The following is a 25,902-nucleotide window of genomic DNA, read 5'->3' as shown; positions in this document are numbered from 1 at the left end:
CTGGTACTTCCCCGTGCCGGACAGAAACCGGCCGAACAGAATTTTAGCGCGCCGCCAGGATCTCTTTGAGGAAGGTGCCCGTGTGGCTCTTCTTGACGGTCGCGATGTGCTCCGGCGTTCCGGTCGCGAGCACGCGCCCGCCGCCGGACCCGCCCTCTGGCCCGAGGTCGATCACCCAGTCGGCCGATTTGATCACGTCGAGGTTGTGCTCGATCACGATCACGGTGTTGCCCTTGTCGACGAGGCTGTTGAGCACCAGCAGGAGCTTGCGCACGTCTTCGAAGTGCAGCCCTGTCGTGGGTTCGTCAAGCACGTAGACGCTGCGGCCGTTCGAGCGCCGCTGGAGTTCGGTGGCGAGCTTGACGCGCTGCGCCTCACCGCCGGAGAGCGTCGTGGCGCTCTGGCCGAGGCGCACATAGCCGAGTCCGACCTCGACGAGGGTCTTCAGGAAGCGGTGGATCGCCGAGATCGGCTCGAAGAATTCCGCAGCCTCGCTGATCGGCATGTCGAGGACCTCTGCGATGTTCTTGCCCTTGTAGTGAACGGTGAGGGTGTCGCGGTTGTACCGCGCTCCCCCGCAGACCTCGCACGCGACATAGACGTCGGGCAGGAAGTTCATCTCGATCTTGATCGTGCCGTCGCCGGAGCAGGCTTCGCAGCGGCCGCCTTTGACGTTGAAGCTGAACCGGCCGGGCAGGTAGCCGCGCGCCTTCGCCTCGATCGTCTCCGAGAACAGGGTGCGGATCTTGTCGAACACGCCCGTGTACGTCGCCGGGTTGGACCGGGGGGTGCGCCCGATCGGGGCCTGGTCGACGTGGATGACCTTGTCCAGCTGCTCGAGCCCGGTGACCCTGGTGTGCTTGCCGGGCAGCTTGCGGGCGCCGTTCAACCGGTTGGCGAGCACCCGGTAGAGGATGTCGTTGACGAGGGAAGACTTGCCGGAGCCGCTCACGCCGGTGACGGCGGTGAAGGTGCCGAGCGGGAACATCACGGACACCTTCTTGAGGTTGTTCGCCTCCGCCCCGATCACGCTGATCTGGCGGTCAGGGTCGATCGGCCGGCGCGTCTCCGGCGTCTCGATCGACTTGCGGCCGGCGAGGTAGTCTCCCGTGAGCGACTCCCGGTTCTCCAGCAGGCTCGCGTAGGAGCCGGAGTGCACGACGTGGCCGCCGTTCACGCCGGCGCCGGGACCGATGTCGACGATCCAATCGGCCATCTTGATGGTGTCCTCATCGTGTTCGACGACGATGAGGGTGTTGCCGAGGTCGCGGAGGGCGACGAGGGTCTCGATGAGTCGCCGGTTGTCCCGCTGGTGCAGGCCGATACTCGGCTCGTCGAGCACGTAGAGCACCCCGGTCAGCCCGGAGCCGATCTGCGTGGCCAGGCGGATGCGCTGGGCCTCTCCGCCGGAGAGGCTCGCGGCTGCGCGGGCCAGGTTCAGATAGTTGAGGCCGACCCGGATCAGGAAGTCCAGCCGCGCCTTGATCTCGCGGAGGACCTGGGCCGCGATCATGGCCTCACGGTCGGTCAGTTCGAGCAGGTCCATGAACGACCTGGCGTCCGCGAGGCTCAGGTTGCAGACATCCGCGATGCTCGAGCCGTGGATCAGCACGGCGAGGACCTCTGGCTTGAGCCGGGTGCCCGAGCAGACCGGGCAGTCGATCTCGCGGAGGTACTCGCCCCAGCGGGCCCGCTGGGTGTCGGACTCCGCCTGCAGGTACTGGCGTTCGATGTACGGCACGACGCCCTCGAAGCCGGAGGTATAGCTCATCTCGCGGCCGTAGCGATTCTTCCACTTCACGCGGACCTCGAAGTTATCGCCACGGAGCACGGCATTCTGCACGTCGGGCGTGAGTTCGCCCCAGGGGGTGTCGAGGGAGAAGTCGAGGTCGTGCGCGAGGCCGTCGAGCAGTTTCTCGTAGTACTGGAAGAGTCCCTTGCCCTGGGTGGTCCAGGGCAGCACGACACCCTCCGCGATGCTGAGCTCAGGGTCGCCGAGAAGGAGATCCTGGTCGACTGACATCCGCGTGCCGAGGCCGGAGCACTCGGGGCAGGCGCCGAAGGGCGCGTTGAAGGAGAAGGTGCGCGGTTCGATCTCGGTGAGCTGCACGGGGTGGTTGTTCGGGCAGGAGAGCTTCTCGGAGTAGCTCTGCCACGCCGCGTCACCCTCCGCGTCGACGTAGTTGATCTGGACGATGCCGTCGGTGAGCTTGAGCGCGGTCTCGAGGGAGTCGGTCAGGCGGCTGAGGAGTTCCGGCGCCGCGACGAGGCGGTCGACGACCACGGAGATGTCGTGCTTGAGCTGCTTCTTGAGCGTCGGCGGTTCGCTGAGCTGGATCTGGGTGCCGTCGACCATGGCGCGAGAGTAGCCGCCGGCGGCGAGTTCCTTGATCAGGTCGACGAACTCGCCCTTCTTCTGGGAGACGACCGGGCTCAGGATCTGGTACCGGGTGCCCTGCGGAAGTTCCATGAGCTGGTCGGCGATCTGCTGAACGGTCTGGGCCTGGATGACCTCGCCGCAGTCTGCGCAGTGCGGCACTCCGATGCGGGCCCAGAGCAGGCGCATGTAGTCGTAGACCTCGGTGATCGTGCCGACCGTCGACCGTGGGTTGCGGTTGGTCGACTTCTGGTCGATCGAGACGGCGGGGCTGAGCCCCTCGATGAAGTCGACGTCCGGCCGGTCGACCTGGCCGAGGAACTGGCGTGCGTAAGCGGAGAGCGACTCGACGTAGCGGCGTTGCCCCTCCGCGAAGATGGTGTCGAACGCGAGTGAGGACTTACCGGAACCGGACAGCCCCGTGAAGACGACCAGGGAATCCCTGGGGATCTCCAAATCGACGTTGTGCAGGTTGTGCACACGCGCACCTCGGACACTGAGCTTGGACCCGGACGTTACCTTGGAAATTGACACCGTTCGAGTCTATTGAGTGCCACCGACACACCTGCGCCCCGGACGCACGCCCTGAGCGAACAAACGTTCGAATTGCGACCGTGACGTTGGTTTGGTGTCCGTCAGATGTGCCCGGCCTTCTCCATCTGGCGGAGTTCGCGCTTGAGTTCGGAGACCTCGTCCCGGAGCCGGGCAGCGAGTTCGAACTTGAGCTCGCCCGCGGCCTCGAGCATCTGGCCGCTGAGGTCGGCGATGATCGATTCGAGGTCGTTGGCGCCGTTCGCGGCGATGCCGGTGCGGAGCGGAGTCGCCGCGACCTTGCGCCGGGCGTCGCGACCGGCGAGGAGCTCGGCCGTGTCGGCCTCTTCCCGCGCGAGGATGTCGGTGATGTCGCCGATCCGTTTGCGGAGCGGAGTGGGGTCGATGCCGTGCAGGGTGTTGTAGGCGACCTGCTTTTCGCGGCGGCGGTCGGTCTCATCGATCGCGCGTTCCATCGAGGCGGTGAGCCGGTCGGCGTACATGTGCACCTCGCCGGAGACGTTCCGGGCGGCCCGGCCGATGGTCTGGATGAGGGAGGTTGCGGAGCGCAGGAACCCTTCCTTGTCGGCGTCGAGGATTGCGACGAGCGACACCTCTGGCAGGTCGAGGCCCTCCCGGAGGAGATTGATGCCGACGAGAACGTCATACACGCCCGCGCGGAGCTCGGTGAGGAGCTCGACCCGGCGCAGGGTGTCGACGTCGGAGTGCAGGTAGCGCACCCGGACGCCGGCCTCGGTGAGGAAGTCCGTGAGTTCCTCGGCCATCTTCTTGGTGAGGGTCGTGACGAGTACCCGCTCGTTGAGTGCGACGCGCTTGTGGATCTCTTCGAGGAGGTCGTCGATCTGCCCCTTGGACGGCTTCACGATGATCTGCGGGTCGATGAGCCCGGTCGGGCGGATGATCTGTTCGACGATGCCGTCGGCGATGCCCATCTCGTATTTTCCGGGCGTGGCGGACAGGTAGACGGTCTGGCCGACCCTGTCCTTGAATTCATTGAACTTGAGCGGCCGGTTGTCGAGCGCGCTCGGGAGCCGGAAGCCGTGCTCGACCAGTGTGCGCTTGCGGGAGGAGTCGCCCTCGTACATCGCGCCGATCTGTGGGACGGTGACGTGGGACTCGTCGATGACCATCAGGAAATCATCGGGGAAATAGTCGAGGAGACAGTGCGGGGCCTCCCCCGGCGACCGCTGGTCGATGTGACGGGAGTAGTTCTCGATGCCGGAGCAGAAGCCGATCTGTTCCATCATTTCGAGGTCGAAGGTCGTGCGCATCCGCAGTCGCTGTGCCTCGAGCAGTTTGCCTTCCCGTTCGAGCTGGCCGAGTCGTTCGGCGAGTTCTTCCTGGATGGTGACGATGGCCCGCTGCATGGTCTCCGTGCTCGCGACGTAGTGCGAGCCGGGGAAGACGGACACAGACTCGAGCTTGCGGACGATGTCACCGGTGAGCGGGTGCAGGCTGTAGAGCGCCTCGATCTCATCACCGAACATCTCGATCCGGATCGCGAGTTCCTCGTACATCGGGATGATCTCGATAGTGTCGCCGCGCACCCGGAAGTGGCCCCTGGAGAAGTCCACGTCGTTTCGCTGGTACTGCATCGCCACGAACTTCCGGATCAGCCAGTCCCGGTCGACCTTCTGCCCGATCTGGAGCGCGATCATCGCTTCCATGTAGCCTTCCGGCGTGCCGAGGCCGTAGATGCAGGACACGGTGGAGACGACGACGACGTCGCGGCGGCTCAGGAGCGAGTTCGTGGTGGAGTGCCTGAGCCGCTCGACCTCGGCGTTGATCGAGGAGTCCTTCTCGATGAAGGTGTCCGTCTGCGGGACGTACGCTTCCGGCTGGTAGTAGTCGTAGTACGACACGAAGTACTCGATGGCGTTGTTCGGCATCAGCTCGCGGAACTCGTTGACGAGCTGGGCTGCGAGGGTCTTGTTGTGGGCGAGCACGAGTGTGGGGCGCTGCACCTGCTCGATCAGCCAGGCGGTCGTCGCGGACTTGCCGGTTCCGGTGGCTCCGAGGAGCACGATGTCGGTTTCACCGGCGTTGATGCGCTCGGCGAGTTCTTTGATCGCGGTCGGCTGGTCGCCGCTGGGCGTGTATTCGCTCACGACCTCAAAGGGATGTACGGATCGCGTGGGTTCCATCCCTCCAGTCTAGATTCGACCACCGACACTCTCGGTGCCCGCAGAGCTTCCGGCGCTCCGCACTCGTTCCCACAGCTCGTCGACCTGTCGCAGGGTGTCTTCGAGGGTGCCGTCGGTGTCGATCACGACGTCCGCGATCGCAAGCCGTTCGGCATCATCGGCCTGGTTGCGGATGCGCTGGGCCGCGTCCTCCTGGCTCATCCGGCGCAGGTCGACCATCCGTTGCATCCGGGTCTCCGGAGTCGCCTGGGTGACGACAACGAGGTCGAACCAATGCTCGACGGCCGCCTCGACCAGAAGGGGTACGTCGTAGACGACCACAGCCGAGGGATTCGCCAGCCCCGCTGCACGGATGCGTTCGTTCGTGAGCGACCGCACGGCGGGGTGCACGATCGCGTTGAGCCGGGCCAGCGCTGCCGGGTCGCCGAAAACGATCGCTCCGAGCGCCTGCCGGTCCAGCGCACCGTCCGGTGCGACAAGAGCGGTGCCGAACTCCGTCGCGATCGCCGCCAGGACGGGGGTGCCGGGTTCGACGACCTCGCGGGCGAGGCGATCCGCATCGACGACGACGGCCCCATATTCCGCGAGGGCGCTCGCAACGGTGCTCTTGCCGGATGCGATCCCGCCGGTCAGTCCAATGAGGTACACCCCGGCAATGCTACCGATGTGGCCAGGGCGCAGAAAACCGGCCGGGCCCCGAAGGGTCCGGCCGGTTCTGGTGGTGCTGGTTCTGCTAGTTGTTGCTGCTGAGCTTCTCGCGCAGCGCGGCGAGTGCCTCGTCGTCAGCAAGCGTTCCGGCTCCGGCCGTCTCGCTCGAGAACGAGTTGCCAGCTGCGGAGGGAACGTCGCCGACAGCGATGATCTCGTCGTTCGCGGACGCGACCTGCTTCTTGTGTGCTTCCCAGCGAGCCTGGGCTGCAGCGTAGTCCTGCTCCCACTTCTCGCGCTGGTTTTCGAAGCCTTCGCGCCACTCGTTGGTCTCCGGGTCGAAGCCCTCGGGGTACTTGTAGTTGCCCTGGTCGTCGTACTCGGTGAGCATTCCGTAGAGCGCCGGGTCGAACTCGGTGCCCTCGGGGTCGACACCCTCGTTGGCCTGCTTGAGGCTCAGCGAGATGCGGCGACGCTCGAGGTCGATGTCGATGACCTTGACGAAGACCTCGTCGCCGACCGAAACGACCTGCTCAGCGAGCTCGACGTGCTTGCCGGAGAGTTCGCTGATGTGGACCAGGCCCTCGATGCCCTCTGCAACGCGAACGAACGCGCCGAAGGGGACGAGCTTGGTGACCTTGCCCGGTGCAACCTGGCCGATGGCGTGGGTGCGGGCGAAGACCTGCCACGGGTCTTCCTGGGTGGCCTTGAGCGACAGCGACACGCGCTCGCGCTCGAGGTCGACCTCGAGGATCTCGACGGTGACTTCCTGGCCGACCTCGACAACCTCGCTGGCGTGCTCGATGTGCTTCCAGCTGAGTTCGGAGACGTGAACCAGGCCGTCAACGCCACCAAGGTCGACGAACGCACCGAAGTTGACGATCGAGGAGACGACGCCCTTGCGGACCTGTCCCTTCTGGAGGTTGTTGAGGAACGTGGTGCGGCTCTCGGACTGCGTCTGCTCGAGCAGGGCACGACGGGACAGCACAACGTTGTTGCGGTTCTTGTCGAGCTCGAGGATCTTCGCTTCGATCTCCTGGCCCAGGTACGGGGTCAGGTCGCGAACGCGGCGAAGCTCGATGAGCGAGGCCGGCAGGAAGCCACGGAGGCCGATGTCGACGATGAGCCCGCCCTTGACGACCTCGATGACCGAACCGGTGACAACGCCATCGGATTCCTTGATCTTCTCGACGTCGCCCCACGCACGTTCGTACTGGGCGCGCTTCTTCGAGAGGATGAGGCGGCCTTCTTTGTCTTCCTTCTGGAGAACAAGGGCCTCGACCAGGTCGCCGACCTTGACAACCTCGGAAGGGTCAACGTCGTGCTTGATGGAAAGTTCGCGGGAGGGAATGACGCCCTCGGTCTTGTAACCCACGTCGAGGAGGACCTCGTCGCGGTCGATCTTCACAACGATGCCCTCGATGAGGTCTCCGTCGTTGAAGAATTTCAGAGTCTTTTCGACCGCGGCAAGAAAGTCTTCAGCAGATCCAATGTCGTTGATGGCGACCTGCTTAGGTGCCCTATCGGTCGTTGCGATTGTCATGTAGTAGTTGCTCCAGGATGGACATAAGTCGGGCCATACGCGAACGGGTGGGGATTGTGGACTCCGCGCATGGCAGCGGATAGTTCGTCACAAACGTGACAGTCAAGCTTAGCTGTTTGCAGGGGCCACCGGCAACATCCGCGTATCACGTCGTGTACCCGGAGAGACGTCAGGACAGCAGCGCCGCGCGGAGGGTGTCGAGGCCGACGCCGCCGAGGTCGAGGGCTCGCCTGTGGAAATCCTTGATCGAGAACGCCGCACCCTCCCTGGCCTTGCTGGCGTCGCGGAGTTCCTCCCAGATGCGCTGGCCGATCTTGTACGAGGGCGCCTGTCCCGGCCAGCCGAGGTACCGGTTGACTTCGAACTGCACCGTGCTCTCGTCGACGTTCGCGTTGCGGCGGAAGAAGTCGAAGGCATGCTCGGCCGTCCAGGCGCCGCTTCCATCCGGCAGGGTCTTGCCGAGGTGCACGCCGATGTCGATCACGACGCGGGCGGCGCGCATCCGCTGGCCGTCGAGCATGCCGAGACGGTCGGCCGGGTCGTCGAGGTAGCCGAGCTCGCTCATCAGGCGTTCGGCGTAGAGCGCCCAGCCCTCTGCGTGCCCTGACGTGCCTGCGAGATGGCGACGCCAGGTGTTCAGGATGCCGCGGTTGTGCACCGCCTGTCCGATCTGCAGGTGGTGACCCGGAACACCCTCGTGATAGACGGTCGACAGTTCGCGCCAGGTGGAGAACTCGGTGACGCCTGCCGGAACCGACCACCACATCCGGCCCGGCCTGGAGAAGTCGTCGCTCGGCCCGGTGTAGTACACGCCGCCGTCCTGCGTCGGGGCGATCAGGCACTCGAGCGCGCGGATCTCCTGGGGGATGTCGAAGTGACTGACCGACAGTTCGGCGACGGCGCGGTCGCTCGTCTCCTGCATCCAGCGTTGCAAGGCCGCCGTGCCGTGCAGGGTGCGGCTCTGGTCGGCGTCGAGGTGGGCGATGGCCTCCTGCACGCTCGCTCCCGGGAGAATCTGCCTGGCGATACCCTCCTGCTCCGCGACCATCCTGGCGAGTTCCTCGATCCCCCACTCGTAAGTTTCGTCGAGGTCGACGGCGGCACCGAGGAACCGGCGGGACTGGAGCGCATAGATCTCCCGGCCGACCGCATCCGCCTCTGGCGCGGACCGTTCGAGCTCGTCGCCGAGGAAGGCGGCCAGCGCGGAGTATGCGGCGGCGGCGGCGCGGGCGCCGGACCCGAGGTCGGTCGCGAGACTCGCGGGCAGGCTGCCCGTCACGGGACTCGCCTCCGCGGCGAGCGTGGCGAAGAAGCCCGTCTTCGCCGCGTGCCGACGTGCCTGAACTGCGACCTCGCGCACCTGGCGCTTCGCGGGCATGATGCCTTCGCGGATGCCGAGGCGCAGGGTCTCGATGTAACCCGCGACGGCCTCGGGCACGGCGCCGAGCCGCGTGGAGATGGTGCGCCAGTCCTCGACGGTTTCCGTCGGCATCAGGTCGAAGGCCGCGCGGATGTCCTGCGCGGGCGAGGCGAGATTGTTCAGGTCCCGAAGCGGCAGGCCCGCATCGGCGCTCTCGACGCCGAGGGCGAGTTCGCTGCGCAGATCCGTGCGGGTGACCTCGTCGACCGCGTCGACGACGACGGCGGCATCGAGGCGCCTGATCGTGGCAAGAGACGCGAGGCGGTGCCGTTCCAGGCCCGCCGGAGAGTAGTCGCCATACCGGTCGGCGCCCACGCTGCGGCCGATGTAGGTGCCGATCGTGGGATCGAGGTCGACGAGGGTATCGACCCAGTCTTCGGCGATCGCATCAATCTCTGTGGGCGTACGCACGGTGTCTTGGCTCATGGAGCGAGCCTAGATCACCGTACCGGCAGCGACACAGGGAGCGAGCCGGGACCTCAGTGCGCCGCAGCGTCCCAGTTCGCGCCCCTGCCGACCTGCACGTCCAGGGGCACGAGCAGCGCAGCGGCGGTCTCCATCCGGTGCGTGACGACGGTGCGGAGAGCGTCCCACTCGCCGGGGGCGACCTCGAAGATCAATTCGTCGTGCACCTGGAGCATCATCTGGGACTCGAGGCCTTCCTCGAGCATGTCCTCCGCGATGTTGTTCATTGCGATCTTCATGATGTCGGCGGCCGAGCCCTGGATCGGCGCGTTGAGCGCAGCCCGCTCCGCGTTCTCCCTGAGCACGCGGTTGGAACTGTGCAGTTCGGGGAACGGGCGGCGGCGCCCGAAGATCGTCGCGGTATACCCGTCGACCTTGGCCTGTTCGACGACGTGCCGCAGGTAGTCGCGCACAGCGCCGAACCGGGCGAAGTAGTCCGTGATGAGCTGACGGGCTTCCTTCTGGTCGATCCGGAGCTGCTTGGAGAGACCGAATGCACTCAGCCCATACGCGAGACCGTAGGACATGGCCTTGACCTTGCTGCGCATCTCGTTCGTGACCTCCTCCGGCGTGACCCCGAAGACGGATGCGCCGACGAAGCGGTGCAGGTCTTCTCCGGCGTTGAAGGCCTCGATCAGCCCGGCGTCCTCGGAGAGGTGCGCCATGATGCGCATCTCGATCTGGGAGTAGTCGGCCGTCAGCAGGCACTCGGCGCCCGGGCGGGAGTGGAAGGCTGCCCGGATCCGCCGGCCTTCCTCGGTGCGCACGGGGATGTTCTGAAGGTTCGGATCGGCCGAGGAGATCCGGCCTGTGGCAGTGCCGATCTGCACGTAGGTGGTGTGGATGCGCCCGGTCGCGTCGATCGCCTTGTCAAGGGTCTCGACGATCTGGCGGAGCTTGGTCGCGTCCCTGTGCTGCAGGAGGAGACCGAGGAAGGGATGCGGGTTGCTCGCCTGAAGATCGGCGAGGGCGCCGGCATCCGTCGTGTATCCGGTCTTGTTCGCGCGGGTCTTCGGCATGCCCAGCTGCTCGAACAGGACCTCCTGGAGTTGCTTGGGCGAGCCGAGGTTGACCTCGCGGCCGATCTCGGCGAACGCTCCCGCCGCGTACTCCGCCGCCCTCTCGCCGAGCTGGGCCGACAGGACGGACAGCTCCTCGTGTGACACGGCGACGCCGGTGAGTTCCATGTCGACGAGCGTCAGCAGGGTCGGCATCTCAATGTCGGTCAGCACGGACTGGGATCCCGGGTCGAGCAAGGCCCCGAGCGCGGCCGAAAGCCGGTATGCGTACCAGGCCTCGGTGGGCACGCCGCCCGACTCCGACTCGTCCGGCACCAGCTGGTTGGGATCCGCGACCGGGAGCGTCTCGTCGAGGTAGCGGGTGACGAGGTCGGCGAGGGTCTTGTCGGGCCCGCCCGGGCGCAGCAGCCAGGCGGCTACGAGGGTGTCGGTGACGAGCCCACCAAAGCCGAGGCCGCTGCGGCGCAGGGCCTTGAGCTGGTGCTTGGCGTCGTGCATGATCTTGGGAGCGTCGCTCGCGAGCCAGTCCTCGAAGGGCAGGTAATCCGTGCGTCCCGGCTGCCACGGAAGATTCACGGACTCCTCGAGCCCGGACACCCCGAAGCCGATCGCCTTGCCGTCCTGCACCTCGACCTGGAGGCCGAGTCCGCCCGGATTGGTCGCGATAACCCGGGTGAGCCAGGCGTCCAGCTCCTCGTGGAGGAGGTCCATGGCGACCGGCGCGGTGGGCACATCATCGCGCTCGACCGGCACCACGGTCGCGCCTGACTCGTCCGCGCCGCCCTCGAGCTTGATCACGCGCTCGAGCAGGTTCTTGAACTCGAGGCGACCGAAGATCTCCCGCACGGCGGCTTCGCTGATCGGGGCGCGGACGAGGTCGGGCAGTTCGACGGGGAGGTCGAGGTCGGTCACGAGCCGGTTGAGGCGGCGATTGCGGATCGCGTTCTCCTTCTGCTCGCGCAGGTTGTTGCCGACGACACCCTTGATCTCGTCCGCGTGTTCGAGGATGCCGTCAAGGCTGCCGTAGAGGCCGAGCCACTTGACGGCGGTCTTCTCGCCGACCTTGCTGATGCCGATCAGGTTGTCGCTCGTCTCGCCGACGAGGGCCGCGACATCGGGATACTGGGCCGGATCGATGCCGTATTTCTCGCGCACACGTGCCGGGTCGTACCGGGTGAGCGCCGAGACGCCCTGGCTCGCCGGGTAGAGCAGGGTCACGTTGTCGTTGACGAGCTGGATCGAATCCCGGTCGCCGGAGACGACGAAGACGTGGTAGCCCTCCGCGGTTCCGCGGACGGACAGGGTCGCGAGGATGTCGTCCGCCTCGAAGTCTTCCTTCGTGATGGTCGTGATGTTCATGGCCGCGAGGGCCTCCTGCAGGAGCGGCACCTGACCTTTGAATTCCGGAGGGGTGCTCGCCCGGGTTCCCTTGTATTCGGGGTATTCGCGGGTGCGGAAGGAGGCTCGCGAGATATCGAAAGCGACGGCGATGTGCGAGGGGTTCTCGGTGCGCAGCAGGCTCAGCAGCATCGAAATGAACCCGTGGATGCCGTTGGTGTGCTGGCCGTCCCGGGTCTGGAAACTGTCGACCGGGAGCGCATGGAACGCCCGGTAGGCCAGTGAATGGCCGTCGATGATCATCAGGGTAGGCTTTTCGGAATCCGACACACAGACAGCCTACAAGCGTCGTCCGACGGCGCAGGGCCCTATCCAAGGTGACCATGACCCAGAAGACCGAAGACACCCTCAGCTGGGTGCAGCAGCGCGGCGGCGGGGCCCTCGCCGACAAGATGGGCATCGAATTCCTCGAGTTCAGCCTCGAGCGGGCGGTGGCACGGATGCCCGTGTTCGGCAATACCCAGCCGGCCATGCTCCTGCACGGGGGCGCCTTCGTGGTGCTCGGCGAGAGCCTCGGGTCGATGTCCGCAAACCTGCACGCAGGACCGGGCAAGCTCGCCGTCGGCATCGAAATCAACGCGACGCACACCCGCTCGGCGACGAGCGGCTGGGTGACCGGGATCTGCACGCCGATCCACCTCGGACGCACCCTGACGACGCACTCGATTGAGATCGAGGACGATCAAGGCAGGCGCTGCTCGACGATCCGGATCACGAACCTGATCACCGACCGCCCCGGCATCGCCTGATCTGTCACGCACGCCGTTCACACGCGACAAAGGCGGGCCCGGTCGTCATTGACCGGACCGGCCTTTCGTCTGTGCAGTGGTGCTATTTCTTGGCGGAGAGCTGCTCGATGATCGCCTGGGCTACGTCGTGCATCGTGAGGCGGCGATCCATCGACGCCTTCTGGATCCAGCGGAACGACTCCGGCTCGGTGAGGCCCATCTTCTCGTTGAGCAGGCCCTTGGCCCGGTCGACGAGCTTGCGGGTTTCGAAGCGCTCGACCAGGTCGGCGACCTCGGCTTCGAGGGTGATGATCTGGCTGTAACGGGACAACGCGATTTCGATCGCGGGCAGCAGGTCGTTCGGGGTGAACGGCTTGACGACGTATGCGAGTGCGCCGGCCTCCGTCGCCCGCTCGACCAGTTCCTTCTGGCTGAACGCGGTGAGGAGGACGACCGGGGCGATGTGCGCCTTGGTGATCCGCTCAGCGGCCGAGATGCCGTCGAGGTGCGGCATCTTGACGTCCATGATCACCAGGTCGGGTCGCAGCTCGGTCGCCAGGGCGACAGCGGTTTCGCCGTCGCCGGCCTCGCCGACCACCTCGAATCCGGCGTCACGAAGGATTTCGACGATGTCGAGACGAATGAGGGACTCATCCTCGGCCACGACAACACGGCGAGGAGGTACTGGGGTTGAATCTTGGTCAGTCACGGGTCAAAGCCTACGGTATTCTGATCCAGGTGTTGTGAGCCGGTGTGGCGGAATGGCAGACGCGGAGCACTCAAAATGCTTTGTTCGAGAGGACGTGTGGGTTCGAGTCCCACCACCGGTACCAACACAGGTCGGCCAGGGCGTCCCCGGCCGGTTCGATTTCCTCGTTCTGCTCCTAGTCGGCGGGGAGCGGTTCGATCATTGTTTTGGACACGATTGCCTCAACGACTTCGCCGGGAATGTCTTCCTGCTGTTTGACCTCGACGCGGGCGGCCTGCCACGCCGACCAATGGCCAGACACGAGTGCCCACAAAGACAATGCCGAAACGTAGACGACGCTGTCCACCCAATGGGTGACCAGCGAAATGGGAATCATCACGATCCATAAGATCGTGAGCCACCCGTTGACCTTCCGCATGAACGCGGGATCTCCTTGCACAGACGCCCAGAGACTTTTCATCATGCACTCCTCGGTTATTTCAATCGGGGTTGGAATCTGCCTTCATGAATACACCAGAATCGATTCGGGTTCAAAAGTATTCTTCTGAATTTGACCGGGCATTTGTCGTCAAAACGCTTTCTGCATGCACTGCGCGACCAGTGCAGTCGATTCGTCTGCGATGCGCCGTGAATAAAGGAAGAGCGCTGAGGAACATCGGACACAACTCGGCGGTCACCCCAGACACGCATCAGAAGACGGAATCACTCCCCGACGGGTCACAGAGTGATGGTTCCGCGCCGACCGACAACGACACTGCCTCCGGCGGTCCCGCCGACTGACCCGGAGCATCCACCCGCCAGACCAACCTCGACGACGGCATCCTGCTCTGGCGGGCCGACCACTTGCGGCTCCACAACGAGCACTGGGGCATCACCCGAGACAACACCGGACAGTACTGGCTCACCCCACCACCCGGAGTCGACCCCGAACAGGAACCCATACTGCTCACCAGCAAAGGCACGAACCTCAGCGACGTTTCAGACTCGGCGGTTTCGCACCGCGGCTGGTCTGACCGCCGGCTTCGCTCCTACGGGTGCGGCACCTCGGCGGTGTCGCGCAGCGGGGCGAACATCCGGTCGAAGACGTTGCGACGGTCGAACTGCATCGCATACTCGCGCGCACGGTCAGCCCAGTCCCTGCGCTCCTCAGCCGTGGTCTCGAGAATTGCGCGGTCGATGGCCTCGGCGATCGCCTGCGGGTCCTCGACGGGGATGATCAGGGCGTGGTCGCCAACGGCTTCGCCGATGCCTCCGGTGACGGTGGTGATCACGGGACCGCCGCCGGCCAGCATCTTCTCAGCCAAAGCGATGCCGAACGTCTCCACGAACTCCGGCCGCGGCTTGCTCGGAAGAACGAAGGCGGCGCATCCCGCCATCAGGTACGGCTTCTCCGCATCGCCGACGTCGTCGAGGAACCGGATGCGATCGGCGAGCGGTGAGGCCGCCGCGATGGCCCGGAGTGCTTCGGACTGCGGGCCGCGGCCCGCGATCACGAGGATCTTGTCCTGGCTGGCCGCGCTGATCGCGTAACCGGCGATGAGATCGTCGACGCCCTTCGCCGCGGTGAGGCGGGAGAGGAACAGGATGTAACCGTCGCGTTCGAGGCCGCGGGTGGTGAGAACGTCGTCCGTCACGCCCTCGTCGAGGTGCAGATAGGAGTCGGCGTCGATCGCCGGGTAGGAGATCGTGATCCGTTCGCGGCACTGGGCCGCGTAGCGGGTGCCGTGGTGCTGGTCGACGAGTTCGGCCTCGGTGATGATGAGCTGCCGGGTGTACTCGGAAACGGCGACGCAATAGTCCTGGCTGAGATAGCTCGACAGGATGTGCGCGGCGGCGCCGAATCGTCCCTCATTGACCGCGGTGCGCACGACATTCGTGACGTCCGAACCCACGGCTTCCGCGATCGTGGTCACGTTGACGGGCAGCCCGGTCCCCCAGGCAGCGCGCACGGCGTCGGAGACCGCGAGTGTGTGCGGCGTGAGGTAGAGCGAGAGGCAGACCGTCGGCACCCCGTCAGTGAACAGCTCGATCAGCCGGCCGGTGACCCCGGCAAGGTGGCGCCCGTCGAGCACTTTGTAGTCCCCGACCGGTGCGGGCCGGTCGACGAAGATCCCGGGGCTGTACGGCAGCACGGAATCGAGCGGCTTGAGCGGCAGCCCGGAGGCCTGGAGTTTGTCGATCGGCCACGTCACGATGCGCACCTCGTCGAAGCCGCGCTCGAGCGCGGTCTCCGCGAGATTACGCGCTTCGACGGAGTGGCCGCAGATGACCGGATCGGCCCTGACGACGATGACGAGCCGGTTCTCAACAGAATTCATGGTGTCTCTCCCGTGGATCGTGACGCTCGTGATGGTGACAAGGATGATGGCGTTGAGGGTGGGAAGTCCGTCGTTCCCCAGCTGCTCGGCTCAGGCCCCAACTCCACGACGAGTTCGCCACCGGCGTGGAATTCATTTCCACTGAGCCAGGTGCGCCCGAGCGGTTCCCCGTTGAATTCCATAGCCTGCACATACTGTACGGGTCCGCCCGGTGTCGGTTCAATGAATCCACGAGTACGGATGGTGAACGAGTGCTTACCGACAGAGAACGTCGACTTCTCGAAGGAGGGCGCATTGACGAGGAAGATGTTCTGGCCGGCAACCGGGAACAGCCCGAGTGAGGCCCAGACGAACCAGGAACTGAGCCCGCCGGAGTCGTCGTTTCCTGGCAGCCCTCCACGACCGGTGCCGAACTGCTGATGCACGATGTTGTGCACGATCTCGGCCGTGCGGTCCGGCCGGCCTACGTAGTGGTACGACCACGGCGCTTCCATGTCGGGCTCGTTGTTGAGTCCCTCGAATCGGCCAAGTCGGTAGCCGGCGATGACTTCCTCCGGGCCGGAGCCCCGGACGAGCTGCTTCACGGGCTCGGCGCCGTAGCCGAAGAACTCGTCGAGCTGGGCGATGAACCGCTCGGCCCCTCCGCTCAGGGCGATGCGGGCAGCCATGTCCTGCACCAGCCGGAACGAGTAGTTGTGCCGGGTGCCCTCGTAGTACGTGGAGTCCTTCAGAAGACCGGTGACCGGGTCGTACGCGTTCACCCAGCGCTCAGCGAGGGCGACGAACTGCTCGACGAGGGCCTTGTCGCCGACGTGCCCGGCGACCTTCGCGGTGCACCAGTATCCGAATGCGAGGTCGAGGGTGTGGCTGATCGGATGCGCCTCCCCGTGGACCAGGAACTCCTCGCCGTAGGTGCGGCGCAGGTCGTCGGACATGTGCACGAGGGCCCAGTCCCAGTCGATGCCGGGGAGGCCGAGCTGGCACAGGTCGGAGAGGAAGGTGTGGGCGAGAGCACTCGCCTGCCGTGAGAAACGGTCGCTTCCGCGGGCCATCCGGTACCCGATGGGGAAGTTGCCCTCCTCCTCCGAGATGGTGATCATTGCGTTCGCCAGCTCGACCGCTCGTTCCGGCATCAGCGCGGTGATCAGGGGAAGCTGGGTGCGGTAGATGTCCCACATCGTACTGATGTCGAAGACGAACGGTCCGTCCGTCGGCCAGAACGGGCTCTCCGACGGAGCCAGGCAGGGCTTGATCAGGGCGTGGTAGAGCGCCGTCGAGAACACCGTCTGGCGAGCGGCGGACGGTGTCCTGACCGTGATGCCCTTGAGCTTTTTGCGCCAGACCTTCTGGGTGCGCTCGCGGCGGGGCGTGAACTGCGCCGGTCCGGTTCCGCAATCCGCCTCGAGGTTGCGCTTGGCCTGGTCGACGCCCCGCAGGGAGAATCCGATCCGCAGCTCGATCGTCTGGCCCTCCTCGCTCGGACCGGCCCACATCAGGCCGAACGGGCGCAAGGTCGTCGGGCGGATGTGGTCGAAGTCGAGCCGGGTCCCGCCGGGCATCAGGCGTCTGTCGTACCAGAGCATCTGACGCCACTGGGGGTTGTCGCACTCGATGTACACCGACAGAGGGGCGCCTTCTACCACGATCTCCCCGCTCGCGACTCCGGGCTCAAGACACTCGAGGTGGGCCCGCACCGGGATCGTGGCGCCGTACGGAATCGACAGGCCACCGTGTGAGAAGTCGATGACCACCCGCGCCTTGGAATGTGCGGGAAAGGTGTACCGGTGCACCGCACTCTTCGGCCCGACGGTGAGCTCTGCGGTGATGCCGGAGTCGAGGGTTCCTGAATACCAGCCCGGCTCGGCCTGTTCGTCGGTCAGCTCCCACGTCCGGCCGAGCACGTCGAGCGGTTCGATCATCGGTGTGACGCGGAAATAGTTGTAGTACTTGCGGATGGCGCCGGTACCGGACTGCTGGAAGTGCGCGAATCCCGAAGCGAGGTGACGCTCGTGCAGGAGGGGCGGGATGCCCTCGAGCGAGAGGTCGTACCGGCCGTACCCCGTCGGATAGGCCCCCGAATACGCGCAGGCCGATACCATCCCGAGCGGGTAGGTGGCGCCAGGGTGCGTGTTCCCGATCTGGGGCTTCGGCCACCACCAGGTGGCGGCGAGGCCGGTCTGGGGAGGAAGGTTCGTAACCTCGGTGCCGATAAACGGGTCAACGCGACCGATCATGCAGTATCTCCTCTGAGTGCCTTCCTCGGAGAGTAGCCGCTGCACCGCGTCGAAGAGGACGCGACTCCGTTACCGCGAGGTAAATTCTCGCGCCGCCGCTACCGTTGGGGGATGACTACCCCAGAGCCCGCGGGCGCAGACCTGACGCCGAGCTACATCGAACCGGGACAGCCCTTCGATCGCGACACCCATTACGTCGAGGACCGCATCACCCGGGAGGCTCGTGATGGCTGGCCTGTCGAGCCCGGCCGGTACCGGCTCGTGGCCGCGCGGGCGTGCCCGTGGGCGAACCGGACGGCGATCGTCCGGCGCCTGCTCGGGCTGGAGGAGGTCATCTCGCTGGGCCTGCCCGGACCGACGCACGACAAGAACAGCTGGACCTTCGACCTCGATCCCGGCGCCGTTGACCCGGTGCTCGGCATTGCACGGCTCCAGCAGGCCTATTTCGCGAGATTCCCGGATTACCCGCGCGGCATCACCGTTCCCGCGATTGTGGACATTCCGAGCGGACGGGTCGTCACCAACAACTATCCGCAGATCACGATCGACTTCGAAACCGAATGGGTGGAGTATCACCGTGAGGGTGCTCCCGATCTGTATCCGGTCGAGCATCGCGCCGAGATCGACGAGGTCGCCGACCTGGTCTTCCATGACGTCAACAACGGCGTCTACAAGTGCGGCTTCGCCGGCAGCCAGAAGTCCTACGAGCGGGCATACGACGCCCTCTTCGCCCGTCTGGACTGGCTCGAGGAGCGCCTCGCGACCCAGCGCTACCTCGTCGGCGACACGATCACCGAAGCCGACATCCGGCTCTTCACCACGCTCGCACGGTTCGACGCCGTGTATCACGGCCACTTCAAGTGCAACCGCGACAAGCTCAGCGAGATGCCCGTCCTGTGGGCATACGCGAGGGACCTCTTCCAGACGCCGGGATTCGGCGACACGATCGACTTCGAGCAGATCAAGCGGCACTATTACGTCACCCACAGCGACATCAATCCGAGCGGCATCGTCCCGAAGGGGCCGGATGCCCGTGGCTGGCTCGAACCGTCCGGTCGCGAGGCCCTGGGCGGGCGTCCGTTCGGCGACGGCACCCCGCCGGGGCCTCCCCTCGGGACCGAGCGGGTGCCGGCGCTGTGACTCTGGCCCGGCGACGGCACCGCGGGCATCCTCCGGCACGATGACCCTGCGCGTCTGACGAATTCCGATTCCGGCTTGCCGCTCAGTATTCTGGGGGGCATGAAGACGCCGATACTCGCCACACTCACCCTGCTCGGAGCGCTTGCGCTCAGCGGGTGCTCCATCGGCGCCACAACGCCATCCGACACACCCGGAACGGCAACCACCCCAGCGGCCACGAGCTCAGCCTCTGATGCCGCCTGCGCCGGGGTGAGGGTCGTCGTCGATTTCGGCACCCTCGCCGCACCGAAGATCACCGACTGTGTTGCGACGACGACCACGATCGCTGCAAGCGCCGTCATGAAGTCCGCGGCGGTCTCGACCGAGGGAACCGTCCAGTACGGCGACCAGGTCGTCTGCCGGGTCAACGGACGCCCGGCCGCCGACGAGACCGTCACGGTGACGGGCCAGGCGCCGTTCGTCGAATCGTGCCAGTCGATGGCGCCCGCTTACGCGTACTGGGCGCTCTGGATCCAGCCGACCCCTGGCGCGGCCTGGGAGTACGCCCAGGAGGGCCTCGGGAGCCTCCAGGTGACGCCCGGCCAGTCCCTCGGCCTCGTGTTCACCACCGGCACCGAGACCCCGACGCCCGGCAACTAGGACTCCGAACCCGGTGTTCCGTTTCCGCCTGGCCCCCCTCCGCGCGGCCGTACTCTTCGCGCTCGGATTCGTGGTGCTTCGGATCGGATACCGGGCGCTCTTCGGCGGCGGCGGGGGCACGGGGCTGGTGCTGCTCGACCTGCCCCGGGTCCCCCTCGCCGGACCGTTCAGTCCCGTCGTGCTGTTCGGACCTGTCACGACCGGCGGCATCGGGAACGCGGCGCTGAGCGCGCTCCCGGTCGCGGCCGTGATCCTCGTGTTCGGGGTGCTCAACGCGCTGATCGACGTGAGCCGCCTGTTCGCCCGCGGCGCAAGGCGCGGGCCGCTGCGCACGGTCTCCCGCGCGCTCGTGATCGCGTGGGCCACGTTTCCCGCGCTCCTGGACTCGGTCAGGCGCGTCCGCCTGGCCGCTGCCCTCCGGGGTGAGCGCACCGTGGCGGCCCTGCTCGTCCCGGTGTTCGAGCAGACCATCGAGCGTGCCCTCGCCCTCGCTGCATCGATGGAGGCGCGAGGGTTCGCGTCCGTCGGGGCCGTCGGGACCGTCGACGTCGCCTGTGACCGGCCCATCGTCATGGCGGATGCCGCGCTCGATTTCGACGGGGACTGGCGCCTCGAGCACCTCGACCTCGCTCTCGCCCCCGGCACCCTCACGGTCGTCGTCGGACCGACCGGTTCGGGCAAGTCCGGCCTGCTCCAGGCGATGAGCGGGCTGTTCCAGCACTTCCACGGCGGCCGCCAGCACGGCCGGATCGAGATCGGCGGCGTCGACAGGGCCGAGACTCCCCCGCGCGACACGGCCGGTTTCGTCGGCATGGTGCCCCAGAACGTGCGGCTGTCCTTCGTCGCGGAGACCGTGGACGAGGAGATCGGCTTCGCCCTCACCGTGCGCGGGGTCGCCGCGGTGATCGTGGAGCAGCGGGTGCGGGAGGTGGCCGCGCAACTCGGCATCACGCCGTTATTGGGTCGCCCCGTCTCGGCACTCTCAGCTGGGGAGGCCACCCTCGTGTCCCTCGGCGGCGCCCTGATCTGCCGGCCGGTCCTGCTGCTCGTCGACGAACCGCTCGCCGAACTCGACACCGAGGTGAGGGAGAGGGTCCTCCGGGTGTTCGACAGGCTGGCCCACGAGGCCGGAGTCTGCGTCGTGGTCGCCGAGCACAACAACCGCGAGTTCGAAATGATCGCGGATGCCTGGCTCGTGCTCGACGGCCACCGCGCGCGCATGCTGCCTCCGGGTGATCAGCCGCCGAACCGGGTCGGCGACCGCAGCTCCCCGAGCGGGAACGCACGGGCCGGTCACCGCCTGAGTCCCGAATCGGAGTCGGAGGCCGGGCTGCGCGCCGCGGTGCCGGACGCCGGAAAGCCGCTCGCCGGCATCCGTCGGCTGACGGTTCGATACGGCGACCGGACCGTCGTCGACGCGGTGTCACTCGAGATTGCAGCCGGCCAGATCGTCGCCCTCGATGGCCGGAACGGCGCGGGCAAGAGCAGCCTCCTGAACGCGCTCGCGCTGCCGTCGACCCACGGCACAGTGATCGTCGCCGGGCAGGATGTTTCGGCCATGCACAGGAGGAACCGGCGCCGGGCGGTCGCGCTCGTTCCGGAGAATTTCGACGACCTGTTCTTCGCAACGACGGTTGCAGACGAATGCCGCCGCAGTGACCGGTCGACGCGGCGACGAGCGGGACGACGCGCGGCGGGAATCGCGGGCCTCGCCCCGGGATCCACCGCCAGGACGTTCGCGCGGCTTCTGGGGCACGACTCCGCCGCAGCAGCCCCCCTTCTCGAGCGTCACCCGCGGGACCTGTCGGCGGGCCAGCGGCTCTGCCTCGCGATCGCGATCCAGCTCGCGGCCACCCCTGCCCTGCTGCTCGTCGACGAGCCGACCCGAGGCCTCGACGCCGCAGCCCGTTGGCTCGTGGGCACGGCGCTGCAACGCGCGTCCAGCCCGGAATCCGCGGTGCTGTTCGCGACGCACGACCACGACTTCTCCCGGTTTTTCGCCACCCGGACCCTGCACCTCGAGGCGGGGTGCCTGGTTGCCCAGGCGCACGTCGGCGCCGGGGCGCCGGGCCCGGCCTCAGCTGTCGGAACTCCGGGCCGGGACATGCGGGTGACGCCGTGAAGCGCCGCAGCGGTCGGTGGACATCCGCTGTATTGTGGGGTGGCAGCGTGCTCGCCGCCGCGGGTTTCGGCTGGCCGCTGTTCGCGACCGCCGTCCCCCGGGACGCGCAGGGCGCCGTTCCGTTCGTCGCGTTCGCCCTCGTGCCCGCCGTGATCGTCGCGCTCGCCCTCGTGGTGGACCGCGAGATGTACACCGCGAAGACGGTGGCCTTGCTCGGGGTGCTCGCGGCAGTGGGAGCGGCGGTCCGGATCGCGGGCACGGGCGTCGGCGGTGTCGAGGCCGTGTTCATCCTGCTGATCCTGGCCGGACGGGTCTACGGTGCCCGGTTCGGGTTGCTGCTCGGGCTGCTGACCATCGCCGTGTCTTCGGTGCTCTGGGGCGGGTTCGGGCCGTGGACCCCGTTCCAGATGTTCGCCTGCGGCTGGGTCGGCGCCGGCGCAGCGCTGCTGCCGCGCGTGCGAGCCGGTGGGCGACTCGGCCCGCGTGCCAGGGCACGCCTCGAGATCGCGCTCCTGGCCGGGTACGGCGTCGTCGCGTCCTACCTGTTCGGGCTCGTGATGAACCTGTGGTTCTGGCCGTTCGCCGTTGGCGCGGGGACCGGCATCTCCTATTCCCCCGGAGCGTCCCTGGGTACGAACCTGGCCTCCTTCGGCCTCTACTCGCTCGTGACGTCGACGCTGACCTGGGACACGGTGCGCGCCGTCACGACCGTGCTCGGCATCTGCCTGGTCGGCCCCGCGGCCCTCGCCGCCCTGCGCCGGGCGAAACTGCCCGGCGGCCGGCGCGCGCCATCGCCGCGCGACGCTAGACCGAGAAGTACTTCGCTTCCGGGTGATGGAACACGAAGGCATCCGTCGACTGCTCCGGATGAAGCTGCAGCTCCTCGGACAGCACGACTCCCATCCGCTCGGGCCTGAGCAGTTCGACGACCTTGCGGCGGTCCTCCATCTCGGGGCAGGCCGGATAGCCGAGCGAGAAGCGGGCGCCGCGGTATTCGAGCTTGAACATGCCGGCCACGTCCGCCGGGTCCTCGGCGCCGAGGCCGAGCTCTGAGCGCACGCGAGCGTGCCAGTACTCGGCGAGGGACTCGGTGAGCTGCATGGTGAGACCGTTCAGCTCCAGGTAGTCGCGGTACTTGTTCGCGGCGAAGAGCTTCGCGGTCACGCTGTCGACGTTGGCGCCGGCCGTGACGAGCTGGAGGGCCACGACGTCGACCTGCCCGGACTCGCGCGGACGGACGAAGTCGGCCAGGCACAGGTGCCGGTCCCGTCTCTGGCGCGGGAAGGAGAATCGCAACCGTTCGGTGCCGACCGCTCCGCCGGAACCGCCGTCGGGCGCGAGCAGGCCGGGCGTGCCGAGGCGTCCGTCCGGGTCGTCGCCGTGGTGCAGCACCACAAGGTCGTTGCCCTCGCTGTATGCGGGGAAGTAGCCGTACGCGACGGAAGCGTCGAGCATGCCCTCCGCGAGGATCCGGTCGAGCCAGTACCGCAGCCGCGGCCTGCCCTCGGTGTCGACGAGTTCCTGGTAACTGGCGCCGTCTTCCGCACGGCTGGGCTTGAGGCCCCACTGGCCCATGAAGGTTGCCCGCTCGTCGAGGAACGCCGAGTACTCGGCGAGGGCGACGCCCTTAACGATCCTGGTCCCCCAGAACGGCGGAACGGGCACCGGGTTGTCTGCGGCCACGTCGCTGCGCACCGGCATGGCGTCCGGCTCGGTGACGGTGAGCAGGCTGCGCTTGTGGATGCGTTGTTTCAGCGGCGGCAGGCCGACGGATGCCGGGTCTGCGCCGCGGGCGATGGCCACGAGCGGCTCCATCAGCTTGAGGCCCTCGAAGGCGTCCCTGGCGTACCGCACCTGCCCTGCGAACAGGCCGGCGAGGTCTTCCTCGACGTAGGCGCGGGTGAGGGCTGCGCCGCCGAGGATCACGGGCCACTTCTTTGCGAGCCCCCGGTTGTTCAGCTCGAGCAGGTTCTCCTTCATCACGACCGTGGACTTGACGAGCAGTCCGCTCATGCCGATCACGTCGGCGTTGTGCTCCTCCGCCACTGCGATGATCTCATTGATCGTCTTCTTGATCCCGATGTTGACGACGTCGTAACCGTTGTTGGTCAGGATGATGTCCACGAGGTTCTTGCCGATGTCGTGCACGTCGCCGCGCACGGTCGCGAGCACCATCGTGCCCTTGCCCGCAGCCTCCGACTTCTCCATGTGCGGCTCGAGGAGCGCGACAGCGGCCTTCATCACCTCGGCGGACTGCAGCACGAACGGCAGCTGCATCTCTCCGCTGCCGAACCGGGCGCCGACGATCTGCATGCCGGCGAGCAGGTGCACGTTGACGATGTCGAGGGCGCTCATCCCTCCGGCGCGGGCGAGGTCGAGGTCGGCCTCGAGCCCCTTGGCCTCTCCGTCGATGATGCGTCGCTCGAGGCGCTCGCCGACCGGCAGGGCTGCGAGCTCGGCCGCGCGCTCGTCCTTCAGCGCGGCAGAGTCGACACCGGCGAACAGGTCGAGGAGCGCGGCCAGTGGGTCGTAGGTCAGGTTGCCGTCGACGTCGTACTCGCGGCGATCCCAGACCAGGTCCAGCGCCACCTTACGGCGGTCGTCCGGCACCGAGGCGAGCGGAACGATCTTGGCCGAGTTGACGATGGCGGAGTCGAGCCCGGCCGCTGTCGCCTCGTGCAGGAACACGGAGTTGAGCACCGACCTGGCCGCGGGGTTCAGCCCGAAGGACACATTCGAGACGCCGAGCGTGGTGTGGATGCCGGGATACTTCGCCTTGATCTGCCGGATCGCGTCGATCGTCTCTATCCCGTCCCTGCGGGTCTCCTCCTGGCCCGTGGCGATCGGGAAGGTCAGGGCGTCCACGATGATGTCTTCGACCCGCATCCCCCAGTCGTTCACGAGGGTCTCGACGAGCCTGGTTGCGATGCGTACCTTGTGCTCTGCGGTGCGGGCCTGGCCCTCCTCGTCGATGGTGAGGGCGATCACGGCGGCCCCGTGTTCCTTGACGAGCGGCATGATCCGGCCGAAGCGACTGGCGGGGCCCTCGCCGTCCTCGAAGTTGACCGAGTTCACGACCGGGCGTCCGCCGATGAGTTCCATGCCCGCCTGCAACACCGCGGGCTCCGTGGAGTCGACGACGAGCGGCAGGGTCGAGGCGCTCGCGAGCCGGGAGACGACCTGCCGGATGTCCGCGACGCCGTCCCGCCCGACGTAGTCGATGCAGACGTCGAGCAGGTGGGCGCCGTCGCGGACCTGGGCGCGTGCGATGTCGACGCAGTCGTCCCAGCGTTCCTCGAGCATGGCGTCGCGGAATGCCCGGGAGCCGTTCGCGTTCGTACGCTCCCCGATCGCGAGGAAGGCACTGTCCTGGTCGAAGCTGACGTGCTGGTACAGGCTCGCGACGCCGGAGTCCTCTTCTATCGTGCGCGTACTGACGAGGGCGCCGCGCAGGCGATCGACGACCGCGCGCATGTGCGCGGGAGTCGTCCCGCAGCATCCGCCGACGAGGCCCAGCCCGAACTCCTTGACGAACTGTTCGTGCGCCGTCGCGAGCTGGTCCGGTGTGAGCGGGTAGCTGGCCCCCGTTGACGTGAGCATCGGCAGGCCGGCGTTCGGCATACACATCACCGGAACGTGCGAGTAGCGGGCGAGATGGCGCAGATGTTCGCTCATCTCTGTCGGACCGGTGGCGCAGTTCAGGCCGATCGCGTCGATGCCGAGGGGTTCGAGCGCCGTGAGTGCCGCCCCGATCTCACTCCCCATCAGCATGGTGCCGGTGGTCTCCACGGTCACCTCGACGAAGATCGGCAGGCGGATGCCGGTCTCCGCGATGGCCTGCTTACAGCCGTTCACCGCGGACTTGGTCTGCAGCAGGTCCTGGGAGGTCTCGATCAGGAAGGCGTCGGCTCCTCCCCGGATCAGACCGACGGCCTGCTCGGCGAATGTCGCCTTGAGGTGGGCGTATGTGGTGTGGCCGAGGCTCGGGAGCTTGGTGCCCGGCCCCATCGAACCGAGCACCCAGCGCACCCGGCCGTCCCTGGCCTCGTAGTTCTCGACGCTCTTCCTGGCGATCGCCGCGCCGAGCCTCGCGAGTTCCTCGATGCGGTCCTCGATGTCGTAGTCGGAGAGGTTCGACCAGTTGGCTCCGAAGGTGTTGCTCTCGACGGCGTCGATGCCGGTGTCGAGGTACGCGCCGTGGATCGCCTCGATCATGTCGGGACGGCTCACGTTCAGGATCTCGTTGCAGCCCTCGAGCTGCTGGTAGTCCTCGAGGGTGGGGTTGTGCTCCTGCAGCATCGTCCCCATGGCGCCGTCGGCGATGACGACCCGTTCCTTCATCGTGTCGAGCAGGGCCTGCGACCGGGCCGGGCGCATGGCATCCGCGAATTCGGGGTGCTGCACGGCATCGGATCTCACTGTCAGTTCACTCACCCGTCTACAGTA

The 25,902-nt window shown here is 66.9% G+C and carries 16 protein-coding genes and 1 tRNA gene; 6 read left to right on the top strand and 11 right to left on the bottom strand.

The genetic code is table 11. The features are described from left to right. Positions 1-43 precede the first annotated feature (43 nt). The 6 genes from uvrA to polA all read right to left on the bottom strand — a co-directional run bounded on the left by uvrA (position 44) and on the right by polA (position 11,836). Entirely contained in the window at positions 44-2,911 is a 2,868-nt protein-coding gene (gene uvrA, locus RCH22_RS06195; protein ID WP_327013201.1) for an excinuclease ABC subunit UvrA, read from the bottom strand. A 101-nt stretch (positions 2,912-3,012) separates the two neighbouring features. Continuing rightward, positions 3,013-5,073 carry an excinuclease ABC subunit UvrB gene (gene uvrB, locus RCH22_RS06190; RefSeq protein WP_327013200.1) on the bottom strand — a complete coding sequence of 687 codons (2,061 nt, stop codon included), beginning with the start codon at positions 5,071-5,073 and terminating at the stop codon, positions 3,013-3,015. A 9-nt stretch (positions 5,074-5,082) separates the two neighbouring features. Next, positions 5,083-5,721, bottom strand: coding sequence for a dephospho-CoA kinase (gene coaE / locus RCH22_RS06185; protein WP_327013199.1), 639 nt, complete (start codon positions 5,719-5,721; stop codon positions 5,083-5,085). An 85-nt stretch (positions 5,722-5,806) separates the two neighbouring features. Continuing rightward, on the bottom strand, positions 5,807-7,264 hold the full coding sequence (rpsA, locus tag RCH22_RS06180) for a 30S ribosomal protein S1 (protein ID WP_327013198.1): 1,458 nt from the start codon (positions 7,262-7,264) through the stop codon (positions 5,807-5,809). Positions 7,265-7,433: 169 nt separating this feature from the next. Then, positions 7,434-9,110 carry a DUF885 domain-containing protein gene (locus RCH22_RS06175; RefSeq protein WP_327013197.1) on the bottom strand — a complete coding sequence of 559 codons (1,677 nt, stop codon included), beginning with the start codon at positions 9,108-9,110 and terminating at the stop codon, positions 7,434-7,436. A gap of 53 nt (positions 9,111-9,163) precedes the next feature. Then, positions 9,164-11,836, bottom strand: a complete 2,673-nt coding sequence (polA, locus tag RCH22_RS06170) for a DNA polymerase I (protein WP_327013196.1) — start codon at positions 11,834-11,836, stop codon at positions 9,164-9,166. 53 nt (positions 11,837-11,889) lie between these two features. On the opposite strand from polA, the gene RCH22_RS06165 reads away from it, so the two are divergent. Continuing rightward, positions 11,890-12,315 carry a hotdog fold thioesterase gene (locus tag RCH22_RS06165; protein ID WP_327013195.1) on the top strand — a complete coding sequence of 142 codons (426 nt, stop codon included), beginning with the start codon at positions 11,890-11,892 and terminating at the stop codon, positions 12,313-12,315. 82 nt (positions 12,316-12,397) lie between these two features. Here RCH22_RS06165 and RCH22_RS06160 read toward each other — a convergent pair whose 3' ends face one another. Further along, a complete protein-coding gene (locus RCH22_RS06160; protein ID WP_134366651.1) occupies positions 12,398-13,003 on the bottom strand; it encodes an ANTAR domain-containing response regulator in 606 nt (201 codons plus the stop codon). A gap of 38 nt (positions 13,004-13,041) precedes the next feature. On the opposite strand from RCH22_RS06160, the gene RCH22_RS06155 reads away from it, so the two are divergent. Beyond that, positions 13,042-13,127 (top strand) — tRNA-Leu (locus RCH22_RS06155). A gap of 51 nt (positions 13,128-13,178) precedes the next feature. Here the strand turns inward: RCH22_RS06155 and RCH22_RS06150 are convergent. From RCH22_RS06150 to RCH22_RS06140, 3 genes are all read right to left on the bottom strand, one after another. Next, the gene (locus tag RCH22_RS06150) at positions 13,179-13,421 is read right to left on the bottom strand and encodes a hypothetical protein (RefSeq protein ID WP_327013194.1); all 243 of its coding nucleotides are present in this window, start codon (positions 13,419-13,421) and stop codon (positions 13,179-13,181) included. Between the two features lie 610 nt (positions 13,422-14,031). Then, positions 14,032-15,321 (bottom strand): glycosyltransferase, encoded by a 1,290-nt coding sequence (locus tag RCH22_RS06145; protein ID WP_327013193.1) that lies wholly within the window; start codon positions 15,319-15,321, stop codon positions 14,032-14,034. Then, entirely contained in the window at positions 15,318-17,555 is a 2,238-nt protein-coding gene (locus RCH22_RS06140; RefSeq protein ID WP_327013192.1) for a glycoside hydrolase domain-containing protein, read from the bottom strand. The genes RCH22_RS06145 and RCH22_RS06140 overlap by 4 nt, the downstream gene beginning before the upstream one ends. A gap of 111 nt (positions 17,556-17,666) precedes the next feature. Between RCH22_RS06140 and RCH22_RS06135 the strand changes: the two genes are divergently transcribed. The 4 genes from RCH22_RS06135 to RCH22_RS06120 all read left to right on the top strand — a co-directional run bounded on the left by RCH22_RS06135 (position 17,667) and on the right by RCH22_RS06120 (position 22,373). Beyond that, positions 17,667-18,695 carry a glutathione S-transferase C-terminal domain-containing protein gene (locus RCH22_RS06135; RefSeq protein WP_327013191.1) on the top strand — a complete coding sequence of 343 codons (1,029 nt, stop codon included), beginning with the start codon at positions 17,667-17,669 and terminating at the stop codon, positions 18,693-18,695. A 99-nt stretch (positions 18,696-18,794) separates the two neighbouring features. Next, the gene (locus RCH22_RS06130; protein WP_327013190.1) at positions 18,795-19,334 is read left to right on the top strand and encodes a hypothetical protein; all 540 of its coding nucleotides are present in this window, start codon (positions 18,795-18,797) and stop codon (positions 19,332-19,334) included. Positions 19,335-19,347: 13 nt separating this feature from the next. Further along, a complete protein-coding gene (locus RCH22_RS06125) occupies positions 19,348-21,456 on the top strand; it encodes an ATP-binding cassette domain-containing protein (protein ID WP_327013189.1) in 2,109 nt (702 codons plus the stop codon). Then, entirely contained in the window at positions 21,453-22,373 is a 921-nt protein-coding gene (locus RCH22_RS06120) for an ECF transporter S component (RefSeq protein WP_327013188.1), read from the top strand. The genes RCH22_RS06125 and RCH22_RS06120 overlap by 4 nt, the downstream gene beginning before the upstream one ends. Here the strand turns inward: RCH22_RS06120 and metH are convergent. Beyond that, on the bottom strand, positions 22,261-25,833 hold the full coding sequence (gene metH, locus RCH22_RS06115; protein ID WP_327015467.1) for a methionine synthase: 3,573 nt from the start codon (positions 25,831-25,833) through the stop codon (positions 22,261-22,263). The genes RCH22_RS06120 and metH overlap by 113 nt on opposite strands. Between the last annotated feature and the right edge of the window lie 69 nt (positions 25,834-25,902).

It is taken from the genome of Cryobacterium sp. GrIS_2_6 (assembly GCF_035984545.1).
Taxonomy (GTDB): Bacteria; Actinomycetota; Actinomycetes; order Actinomycetales; family Microbacteriaceae; genus Cryobacterium.
This window is presented reverse-complemented; position numbering and strand designations above follow the sequence as displayed.

What these genes read in the sequence shown, in the direction of transcription:
- uvrB (WP_327013200.1), bottom strand. Translation starts at nt 5,073, where the DNA reads ATGGAACCCACGCGATCCGTACATCCCTTTGAGGTCGTGAGCGAATAC.
- RCH22_RS06145 (WP_327013193.1), bottom strand. Translation starts at nt 15,321, where the DNA reads ATGAATTCTGTTGAGAACCGGCTCGTCATCGTCGTCAGGGCCGATCCG.
- rpsA (WP_327013198.1), bottom strand. Translation starts at nt 7,264, where the DNA reads ATGACAATCGCAACGACCGATAGGGCACCTAAGCAGGTCGCCATCAAC.
- RCH22_RS06165 (WP_327013195.1), top strand. Translation starts at nt 11,890, where the DNA reads ATGACCCAGAAGACCGAAGACACCCTCAGCTGGGTGCAGCAGCGCGGC.
- RCH22_RS06130 (WP_327013190.1), top strand. Translation starts at nt 18,795, where the DNA reads ATGAAGACGCCGATACTCGCCACACTCACCCTGCTCGGAGCGCTTGCG.
- RCH22_RS06140 (WP_327013192.1), bottom strand. Translation starts at nt 17,555, where the DNA reads ATGATCGGTCGCGTTGACCCGTTTATCGGCACCGAGGTTACGAACCTT.
- RCH22_RS06150 (WP_327013194.1), bottom strand. Translation starts at nt 13,421, where the DNA reads ATGCGGAAGGTCAACGGGTGGCTCACGATCTTATGGATCGTGATGATT.
- RCH22_RS06135 (WP_327013191.1), top strand. Translation starts at nt 17,667, where the DNA reads ATGACTACCCCAGAGCCCGCGGGCGCAGACCTGACGCCGAGCTACATC.
- RCH22_RS06175 (WP_327013197.1), bottom strand. Translation starts at nt 9,110, where the DNA reads ATGAGCCAAGACACCGTGCGTACGCCCACAGAGATTGATGCGATCGCC.
- metH (WP_327015467.1), bottom strand. Translation starts at nt 25,833, where the DNA reads ATGCGCCCGGCCCGGTCGCAGGCCCTGCTCGACACGATGAAGGAACGG.